Origin of the sequence: Rhodococcus sp. EPR-134 (assembly GCF_001647205.1) — a bacterium.
In the GTDB taxonomy this organism is placed as follows: Bacteria; Actinomycetota; Actinomycetes; order Mycobacteriales; family Mycobacteriaceae; genus Rhodococcus_F; species Rhodococcus_F qingshengii.
On sequence record NZ_LVCT01000604.1, the window covers coordinates 1 to 6,256 of the forward strand.

The window sequence follows — 6,256 nt, forward strand, 5'->3', positions numbered from 1 at the left end:
ATTGGGTTGACCGTTCCCGCTGTCGTCGACGACACCGTGCGTGCGGACGCGCCTGGCTTGGTCGCCGCACCAAGCCAAAGCGCATAGTCGCGAATCTCGTCCGATGTCGCCCGCTGCCACGGCACCTCGACGATCCGCAGCCATCGCCACCACCGCAGTAAGTCGTAAGCGTAGCTGCGCGAGCTGCTCGCCCGGTTACCGCGAGCTGAGAATTCGACCAGATACCGACGGATCGGCTCGATCGCTCCACCAAGATCGTCGACCACCAGCCACGGAGAAGAACCTGAAGCTTCTACCACCGAACCCCACCGCTCGAGTTCAATCCGTATGCGATCCACTATTCACCCCTTCGAGAGTCGCCGTCATCAAAGAGGTCTATGCCACTGCCTGCCACGCGAACTGCAACGAGGACGGCGCGTCGTCTCGTAGTCCGGTCAACATCCCCATTGGACGGTCCGGAGCTGGCGCTGGGGCTCGGCGTCGGGTTCCTCGTTTGGGGTTCGTTCGAGGATCACACGGACAGGTTGTGTGGGGGCGACGTTGTAGGACGGTGGGAGTTCGTCGCCGACGGTCTGCATCGTGTCGAAAAACGACTGCAATTCCTTGCTCGAGCTTGTGCTTGCATAGCGCCCACACATGGCCTGACCTCCTCGTAATCGGTTCCCGTTCCATTGAACAGCGTGGGTCCGACTTCCGCGCCAAACGCCGTGTGATGATCTGTGCGAGTACGTCGTCGACTGTCGCGGAAGGGGAAGTGCGATCACCAACCCTCGGCCGTCGCCTACCGATGTCGCGTTGGCGATCGTGGCCGCCACAGCCCTCGGTGTCACCGTCGGAATTCTCCTGGCCGACGTGGTGGCCGGCGTCGCGGTCGGGGCCGGTACCGCGGTGGTGTTCCGTTTCGTGTTGCGGACGATCATCACCAGGAAATGACGGAATCTCTCGGGAAGGCTTCACATGAAAACGTATCGCGACTTCGAGTGGCTCTTCCGCGACTACCCGTGGACCGAGAACGGGCTGCACGTGACCTACGTGCGCGACGCAACGCCGACCGCCGTGATCGAAGCGATGACCGTGCGCGACCTGGGGGAATTCCGCGGATTGCACGGCATCAACGACATCGAATGGGAAGAGTATTCGGTCGTCGGCACCGCGGCATTGGGGAACTGGGCGATCGCGATCGCTCGGATGGCGTGGGCCGGCTCGGACGACGAGCTTATGGTGCCTCTGTCGGTGGGACGTGAAGTGCTCACACACTCGCGCGACGTCGAAGCAGTGTCCTCGTTCGACCTGTGGCAGGACGGAGTTCATACCGTGCAGTTCGACCCCCTCTTCGGTTCCGAAGCGGGGAACCCGATGTCGGAGGCGTGGAAGTCGCGGATGAGGGAAGTCGGGCTCGACCCCGACAGTGAAGGACCGTCGCCGGACGGGAAATTCCATATCATCGAAGCATCTTTTGCGATGGCCGCGAACTACACCGGCGTGCAGATCACCCCCGAATTCTTGTCGACGGCGACCTTCGTAGCCGGCAGTGACGACTGATCGCGATGCAGGTCAGCGCACCGGAATAACTCTGCGGCGGTCTTCGTTGTAGAGGCTGTCGGTGTTCGGTTCTTTGCCCCGGGTACCACCGAAAGAAATGCCGCTTCGAGCGGCCACTTGCCGAGAGGCGCAAGACGGGCACCGACCCTGTGAAGCCGCTGGACACCGTCAGGTGCCGGCGGCTTCGTCATGTCCTGGGTGGCCAAGGAGGCAGATTGGCATCAGATGCAAGATTGATGCATCTGTTTTGGTGCTGGCTACCCGCCGTTTCCGGTGGTCAGTGTCGGCCACTGGTTTCAGCCGGTTTTCGGAGGTTGAGACAATAGTGGAATGAGCGAGAGTGCGGAACCGAATGAGACTCAAGGGTGGAGCCCTGCGCCGGACGAGGGCCAGGCCGGCACAGTGATGACGAAGGATGGTCATTGGGCCTACCGGTACAAGGACGGTGCGGAGCTCATCATGATGAAGATGCCGGAGCGCCCAGCCTCCACGTAGGAATGTGCAGTGTGGCCCACACCGAACCTCCTTGCCTTGCAAGGCTGGTAGCGGGCCGCCATTGTCTTGGACCGGCTCTGGTCATCGCCTCGGTTTCGGCGCCGGCGGGACTCATGTCTCTACTCTGCGTGGGTGGTTCTGATTTCGCGCGGTTTTCAGGCGAGTGGCTGTGTCAACCCGATCTGGGACCACGATGACGGCCTGACTGGGACCCACCTGGCACCGGCTAATCACGCCCTTGGTATCGGTGGTCACTGCCGAGTGGCGAGGGCTATAGGTATCTGCAGACCTGATCGGGGCTACAGGTTTCGGGCTCTGGGAGGGCTGCATCGTCGCGGAGCGCAGCCACGTTGTCGCGAAGTGTTGTGAGGTCGGCGATCTGCGCGTCGATGTCGGCAAGGCGCGCGTCCAGCAGGTCACGTACGTGGCCGCAGGGAGCTTGGCCGTGGTCGCGGATGTCGAGGATCTGCTTGATCTGGGCGAGGGTGAGCCCGGCCGCTTGGCCGCGGTGGACGAAGTCGATCCGGCTGACCGCGTCGGGGGTGTAGTCGCGGTAGCCGGCCGGTGTGCGTTCGGCCGGGGGCAGCAGCCCTTGCTCTTCGTAGAACCGCAGAGTCTTGGTGGTCGTGCCTGCCGCCTCGGCGAGTTCTCCGATCCGCATCCCGGCCTCCATCGTGTCGCAGGTCTCGCTTGACCTTCCCCTTTACTGGAAGGTCCAGTATCGCTGCATCAGGAGCGTTTCCCAACAGTTCTGGGAGGAATCGGGATGCAGACCAGGTACGACCTCGCGATCATCGGATCCGGCGGCGGTGCGTTCGCGGCGGCCATTCGTGCGACCTCTCTGGGCAAGTCGGTGGTGATGGTCGAGCGTGGCACGTTCGGCGGCACGTGTGTGAACACCGGCTGCGTGCCGTCGAAGGCACTGATCGCAGCCGCGGAGGCCCGGCACGTGGCCGCGGACGCGCCGACCCGGTTCCCGGGCATCGCCAGCGTCGCGGGCGCGGTGGACATGCCGGCCCTGATCGGCGGAAAGCAGGATCTCGTCGAGGCCCTGCGGGGTGAGAAGTACGTCGACGTCGCCGACTCCTACGGTTGGCAGGTCCGCCGCGGCAACGCCGCGTTCGCCGGCACTCCGGATTCGCCCCTGCTCGAGGTCGCCGCGGCGGATGGCAGCGTCGAGACCATCGAGGCAGCGCAGTACCTGGTGGCCACCGGGTCCCGTCCCTGGGCCCCGCCGATCCAAGGGTTGGAGGAGGCCGGGTACCTGACCTCGACTACGGCGATGGAGTTGACCGAGGTCCCCGACTCGCTGCTGGTGCTCGGTGGTGGCTACGTGGCCCTGGAGCAGGCGCAGCTGTTCGCCCGGCTCGGGTCGACGGTGACCCTGCTGGTTCGGTCCCGGCTCGCGTCGAAGGAGGAGTCGGAGGTCTCCAAGGCGCTGCAGGAGGTCTTCGCCGATGAGGGCATCCGGGTGGTCCGCCGAGCGGTCCCGACCCGCGTGACCCGCGACGCCGCCACCGGCCAGGTGGTGGTGACCGCGGACGTCTCCGGTGGCGCGCAGGAGTTCCGCGCCGACGAGGTTCTGGTCGCTCTCGGCCGCCGACCGGTGACCGACGGGCTCAACCTCGACGCGGTCGAGGTGAAGACTGGCGAGGTCGGCGAGATCGTGGTCACCGACCAGCTGCAGTCCTCCAACCCGCGGATCTGGGCGGCCGGTGACGTGACCGGGCACCCCGAGTTCGTCTATGTCGCCGCCCACCACGGCACCGTGGACGCCGAGAACGCCTTCACCGACGCCGAGCGGTCGGTGGACTACATGCGGCTGCCCCGGGTCACGTTCACCAGTCCCGCGATCGGCGCAGTCGGGATGACTGAGGCCCAAGTCCTCGCGGCCGGGATCCGCTGCGACTGCCGGGTGCTCCCGCTGGAATACGTGCCGCGAACGCTGGTCAACCGGGACACCCGCGGCTTCATCAAGATGGTCGCCAACGCCGACACCGGCGAGATCCTCGGCCTGACCGCGGTCGCCAAGGACGCCGGCGAACTGGCCGCCGCGGGCGTCCACATCATCGGCAAGACCATCGCCGAGGTCGCCGACGCCTGGGCGCCTTACCTGACCATGACCGAGGGCATCCGGATCGTCGCGAAGGCCTTCACCACCGACGTCTCCAAGCTCTCCTGCTGCGCCTGACCCGCACCCACCCCACTCAACGAAGGAGGCATCCGCGATGTCGGACCTCAGCACCCAACTGCCCCAACGACTCACCCGACCCGAGGAGACCGGCCTTGACGCCGGCCTGCTGATCCCGCTGCTGCGGCTGCTCGTCGACGGCGACCCCGTCACCGTCGAGCAACTCGCCGCGGCTGCGAGCCGCACCCTCGATGACGTACGGCGCGGTCTCGCGGCGGTGCCGGACACCGAGTACGACGATCAGGGCCGGATCATCGGCCAGGGCCTCACCCTGCGCCCCACCCCGCACCGGTTCACCGTGGCCGGTGAGGAGCTCTACACCTGGTGTGCGCTGGACACGCTGATCTTCCCCGCCCTGCTGGACCGCCCGGCAAAGGTGGAGTCGGCCTCCCCGGTCAGCGGCGAGCCGGTTCGGGTCAACGTCGACCCCACAGAAGGTGCAACCAGCGTCGATCCGCCCACCGCGGTGGTGTCGCTGGTGAACCCGGAGCAGATCACCTCGATCCGTTCCTCCTTCTGCAACCAGGTGCACTACTTCACCTCCCCCGAGGACGCCGCGGGCTGGCTGGCCGAGCACCCCGGCGCGGAGGTGGTCCCGGTGGCCGAGGCGTGCCGGATCGGGGCCGCCCTCGCCACCGGCCTGCTCAACCGCCTCCAGGCGCCCGCCGCGGCCGACGACAGCCACAGCTGCTGCTGACCCATACCCACTGAAGGGAATGAGAACACCGATGATGTCCAACCACGACGATCGCCCGGGAGGCAGCGGCCTGCTCCTCGGAGCCGGCGCCGCGCTGCTCATGGTCGCCTGTTGCGCCTTGCTCCCCATCCTCATCGCCGGTGGCGCGATCGCCGGTATCGGCGCGTTCCTCCGCAACCCGTGGGTCATCGGCGCCGGGATCGCCCTGGCGATCCTCGCGCTGATTGCCATCTCCCGCCGCGGCGGCGGCACCGCCGGCCACGGCTGCTGCCCGCCCATGCCCACCAACGAAAACGTCGACCCGAAGGACGAGCAGAACCGATGAGAATCACCCGCCGCCACCACGCCGCGCTCTCGATCGCCGCCGTACTCGCCGCCGGATCGCTGACCCTGACCGCCTGCGGCAACAGTGCCGACCCCGCGACCGCCGGTTCCGGTTCACCCGCCACCGTGACCAGCGTCGATGGCCAGCAGATCAGCCTGCCCGCCAACGGGAAGCCCACCGCGGTGTTCTTCTTCTCCGTCGGGTGCGGCGAATGCGTCAACGGCGTCCGGTCCCTCGGCGAGGCCGCCACCACCGCCGAGAACGCCGGCACCGTGTGTTGTGGGTATGGACGTTGCTGACGCGGGATTGAAGTAGACGGGCTGGTCCTCGGCGTAAGAATGGAAGTTGCGACATAGCCGTTCTCGACCAAGAAGGACCAGCCCTGTGACACACCGTGATGCTCCGCTAACCGTGGAGGGAAGACGACGCCTGATCGAGCGCTGCCAGAGTCGTCCGATCGCCCACGTCGCCGCCGAGATGGGCATCTCCCGTCAATGCGCCTCCAAGTGGGTCAACCGGTATCGCAAGTACGGTGACCTGGGATTACAGGACCGATCCAGCACGCCGCACCATCAACCGACCGCTACAGCGGCAGGGCTTGTGTCCGAGATCGAAGCAATGCGCCGGAGCCGGAAATGGTCGGCTTCACGAATCACGTTCGAACTCCAACGCGATGGCATTGTCATTGCTCGTCGGACGGTCACGAGAATCCTGCGGAGCCTGGGATTGCACCGTCGCCGGTTCATCGACCCGAACGGCGAAACCAACCGAAAACCCCAGGTCATCGCAGCGAACCGACCTGGTCAGATGGTCCACGTCGATGTCAAAAAAGTCGGGAAGATCCCGGACGGCGGCGGGTGGCGTGCCCACGGCCGCGGCTCCGACAAGGCCAAACGATCCCAGCGCAGGAAAAAGAAGAACAAGCAGGCCCGCATCGGTTACACCTACCTGCATTCCGCGATCGACGGCAACACCCGCCTGGCGTACACCGAAGCCCGCGACAACG

10 protein-coding genes and 1 pseudogene are annotated in these 6,256 nt (G+C 66.0%); 8 read left to right on the forward strand and 3 right to left on the reverse strand.

The annotated features are described in order from the left end of the window. Both A2J01_RS36055 and A2J01_RS35460 read right to left on the reverse strand, forming a co-directional pair. Positions 1-299, reverse strand: a 299-nt coding sequence (locus tag A2J01_RS36055; RefSeq protein WP_197494308.1) for a site-specific integrase, incomplete at its 3' end; no start/stop codon positions are given. 141 nt (positions 300-440) lie between these two features. Next, positions 441-638, reverse strand: a pseudogene (locus A2J01_RS35460) (SOS response-associated peptidase family protein); the annotation flags it as partial. A 166-nt stretch (positions 639-804) separates the two neighbouring features. Between A2J01_RS35460 and A2J01_RS37255 the strand changes: the two are divergent. The 3 genes from A2J01_RS37255 to A2J01_RS36600 all read left to right on the forward strand — a co-directional run bounded on the left by A2J01_RS37255 (position 805) and on the right by A2J01_RS36600 (position 2,037). Beyond that, positions 805-933 carry a hypothetical protein gene (locus tag A2J01_RS37255; protein ID WP_256931965.1) on the forward strand — a complete coding sequence of 43 codons (129 nt, stop codon included), beginning with the start codon at positions 805-807 and terminating at the stop codon, positions 931-933. 24 nt (positions 934-957) lie between these two features. Further along, entirely contained in the window at positions 958-1,542 is a 585-nt protein-coding gene (locus tag A2J01_RS26530) for a DUF6461 domain-containing protein (protein WP_064113936.1), read from the forward strand. Positions 1,543-1,872: 330 nt separating this feature from the next. Then, positions 1,873-2,037: a hypothetical protein gene (locus tag A2J01_RS36600; protein WP_164490667.1), complete on the forward strand. Its 165-nt coding sequence runs from the start codon at positions 1,873-1,875 to the stop codon at positions 2,035-2,037. A gap of 271 nt (positions 2,038-2,308) precedes the next feature. On the opposite strand, the gene A2J01_RS26535 is transcribed toward A2J01_RS36600, so the two are convergent. Then, a complete protein-coding gene (locus A2J01_RS26535; RefSeq protein ID WP_006246584.1) occupies positions 2,309-2,698 on the reverse strand; it encodes a heavy metal-responsive transcriptional regulator in 390 nt (129 codons plus the stop codon). Positions 2,699-2,803: 105 nt separating this feature from the next. On the opposite strand from A2J01_RS26535, the gene merA reads away from it, so the two are divergent. The 5 genes from merA to A2J01_RS26560 all read left to right on the forward strand — a co-directional run. Then, positions 2,804-4,228: a mercury(II) reductase gene (merA, locus tag A2J01_RS26540; RefSeq protein ID WP_064113937.1), complete on the forward strand. Its 1,425-nt coding sequence runs from the start codon at positions 2,804-2,806 to the stop codon at positions 4,226-4,228. Between the two features lie 37 nt (positions 4,229-4,265). Next, positions 4,266-4,925, forward strand: a complete 660-nt coding sequence (merB, locus tag A2J01_RS26545; protein WP_006246582.1) for an organomercurial lyase MerB — start codon at positions 4,266-4,268, stop codon at positions 4,923-4,925. Positions 4,926-4,944: 19 nt separating this feature from the next. Continuing rightward, positions 4,945-5,250, forward strand: a complete 306-nt coding sequence (locus A2J01_RS26550) for a hypothetical protein (protein WP_040538777.1) — start codon at positions 4,945-4,947, stop codon at positions 5,248-5,250. Further along, a complete protein-coding gene (locus A2J01_RS26555) occupies positions 5,247-5,549 on the forward strand; it encodes a hypothetical protein (protein ID WP_231915920.1) in 303 nt (100 codons plus the stop codon). The genes A2J01_RS26550 and A2J01_RS26555 overlap by 4 nt, the downstream gene beginning before the upstream one ends. Before the next feature lie 85 nt (positions 5,550-5,634). Continuing rightward, on the forward strand, positions 5,635-6,256 hold a 622-nt coding region (locus A2J01_RS26560; RefSeq protein ID WP_156519418.1), incomplete at its 3' end, for a helix-turn-helix domain-containing protein.